This is a genomic window from Candidatus Darwinibacter acetoxidans (genome assembly GCF_041936445.1).
GTDB lineage: Bacteria > Bacillota > Limnochordia > Darwinibacteriales > Darwinibacteriaceae > DTU010.
Map to the genome: position 1 here is coordinate 1 of NZ_JBHGXH010000175.1, position 2,846 is coordinate 2,846.

Consider the following 2,846-nt stretch of genomic DNA (forward strand, 5'->3'; position numbering starts at 1 on the left):
GGGTGGTGGAAGTAGGTGATTTTATGCCGACATGGAAGGACATCGCGTATAAATACGTTGTAAAACATGACCACACTGCCGAGGCCGCGGGGCACCTCGTCGCCGGCAATACCGTCGTCATTCCCGACCCGGACGGCGACCTGATTCCGTTTCTCATTCGGCGGGACAGCTTGACAGCGGGGCCGGGCGGCAAAGTTAGGGTGGTGGAGTGCGTCCATCTTTATTATGAGCTCGCCGAAGGCCCGATTCGCTCCTACACTCTCGCAAACGCCATCCCATCAACAGCTATTGCGGCCGCGCTCGCCGGCACCCGCTGGACCGTCGGCAACATCGCGCCGGAACTGGCTACCCTGGTCAAAGACTTCCGGGCAATCCACGTCAACCCCCTGGAACTCCTGCGGCTGATTGAAAAGGGGTTCGAGGCCCGGCTCAAATTCCGCGTGGAAATCAACGGCACCGGCATTAGCACCTACAAGGTGGACCTGGTCGAAATTGAGCAGGTTTTCTCCGGGAAGCGGTTCGAGTTTGGCCGTGACCTGCAGGACGTAAAAATCACCGTGGACCGGAGCGATATTAAGACCGCCCTCTTCGGCTACGCCCTGGGTGAAGAAATCGAACCCGCCACCGGCGAACCGCTGCCGATGACATTCCGAGACGTGGAGTGGAGACGGGCCGAGGGCAACCCGGCGGACAAGCCCCTGGGCCAGGATTGGGTGGGCGATGAAGAAGCCCGGGAGCTTTATGGCATTTACGATCCGGCCACCGGGCAAATGCTCCACCGCTTTGGCAAGTATGAGAGCCAGGCCGAAACACCGGAAGGACTGCTGGAAGCGACCTGGTTAATCGGCGCCCGCTACCACTTCCGGCCCCAGGTGACGGTAGAGGGCGCCGTGGCCGACCTGGAGCGGGCGAAGATGATTGATATAAAGACCGGCGAGCTGGTCCGTCTTGAGCACGAAAAGGTGAGGCTCGGACAGATCGTTTATGTTGTAGCCCGCGACAAAGGTCTGCTTGCCGCCGTGGATGTGCGCGTAAGCAGGATCGAGCGGCATCTAAAGGAACCCTGGAAAACGCGGATCGTCTTTGGCGACCCGCTCCCTTTGGACTCTGATTATATCGCGGAAATCGAACGCATGGCTGCCTGGCGTGACAAGCGGAGAAGGATGTTGGACCGGGGGCGCGGCGGGCAAACGGTGACCGTGGCGAGCGAGGAGACGTCGCGGCCCGGCCTGTGGGAATACGCGACATACATTGTACCGAAAGGCGAACTTGCGGGGCAAACAATCCAGGCGGCGGTTGATGATTGCCATGCCAGGGGCGGGGGAAGGGTAGTCTGTCTCGAAGGAACATACAAGATCCAGGATTACGGCGTTATGCTGCGTTCCGGAGTTATTCTTGAGGGGCAGGGGCCGTCTACGGTTTTCCAGGCTGCGGAGGGCAATGCTTATTCCATGGTTTATGTTTACTTTGAAGATACCATCTACGATATGGAGAATCAAGAGAATATTGGTATCAAAAATTTATGCTTCCACAATCCCCATAACAACGCTCACAGCTCAGAATTTGTGCACGTCGCATGCTCAATGTCAGAATTTGCAGGACTGACATTGAAATGCAACCCCGGCAATATCGTTACCGGATTGAACATCATGGGGAGCCACAATATTATTCGTGACATTATTGGCGATCAGCTACACACAGCCATTTACATAAGTGGTCAGGGCAACGTCGTCACAGGTTGCAGTGCCAATGAGTGTACGCGCGGAATCGAGATGGGGGCATCCAGTGAATGCACCATTTCCAACAACAACGTTAGGGGATTTACCGCCTGTGGCATTTACCTGGACGACTCCAGCCGTAACAATATTAGCGACAACGTCTGTATCGGCGGTGACAGCGACGACTATGAGGGCGCCGGGATATGGCTTTACAGTGATCCATATATCGGCAAGGGCTCTCACGATAACTCCGTTCAAAACAACATCTGTAGCGGTGCCTACTATGGCATAACCATATTTTCGGGCTGCAACAATAACAAAGTTTCTAATAACGATTTGCGGGGCAACGAGGCGGGGCTGAACGATATGGGAACGGGAACTATCACCAGCTCAAACAACATTACCTGAGGGAGCGTGGGAAGATGCAAATCCGCACAGTAGACGGCGTGGCACACTACGCGAAATATCTTCTTAAAACAAAGGAGCTGCCCGAGGGCGATCCCTTTTTCCGCTTCCCATCCAACGAAGAAGGCATCGTCTGCTTCACCGACCGCGATCTGGATGCGGCGCAAGCATGGCTAAAAGGGCAGGGCATCGAATACGAGATTGAAGAACTGCCCGAGCCGCCCGGCTTTGAAAAAACCAGGGGCGTCCGCTACTCTTCCCGGACCGAAGCGATCAAGCACATCCGGGACGGCATTGAGCCGGAAAGCCTGACCGTTGTGCGGCTCCAGGAGCGGCTGCAGGCGGCAGAAGAAAAAGCGGCAAGGGTGGATCTGCTTGAGAACCGCCTACAATCTCTGGAAAAAGCGCAGAAAATTGCACAAGAAGGCGAAAAATGATAATATAAAGAAACAGGGAGATAAAATAAAAATTTAGCCGCTCTAATGGCGGCTTTTTTAATACGCAGCCCAGGCTGGGGGCGCGGGCGGTCCTGCGCCCCCTTCGGCTGAACGGGAGCCGGTGCCTGGATCAATATTATATCATAAAAAATTACGAGAGGGGCGGTCAAGATGCCAAACGGTGAATGTCACGTTGGCGCGGCAAACCGGGCGGAAATAGAGGCACTTAAGCGGGAGCAGAAAACGCAGAACGAATCGATCAAGGACGTAAGCGTTAAGCTGGATA

2 protein-coding genes are annotated in these 2,846 nt (G+C 55.3%); both read left to right on the forward strand.

What is annotated here, in order from left to right:
• Positions 1-2,126: phage tail spike protein (locus ACE4YL_RS06375; protein WP_461369397.1), on the forward strand; the 2,126-nt coding region annotated here is incomplete at its 5' end.
• Positions 2,127-2,140: 14 nt separating this feature from the next.
• A complete protein-coding gene (locus tag ACE4YL_RS06380) occupies positions 2,141-2,560 on the forward strand; it encodes a hypothetical protein (RefSeq protein ID WP_461369398.1) in 420 nt (139 codons plus the stop codon).
• Positions 2,561-2,846: the final 286 nt, after the last annotated feature.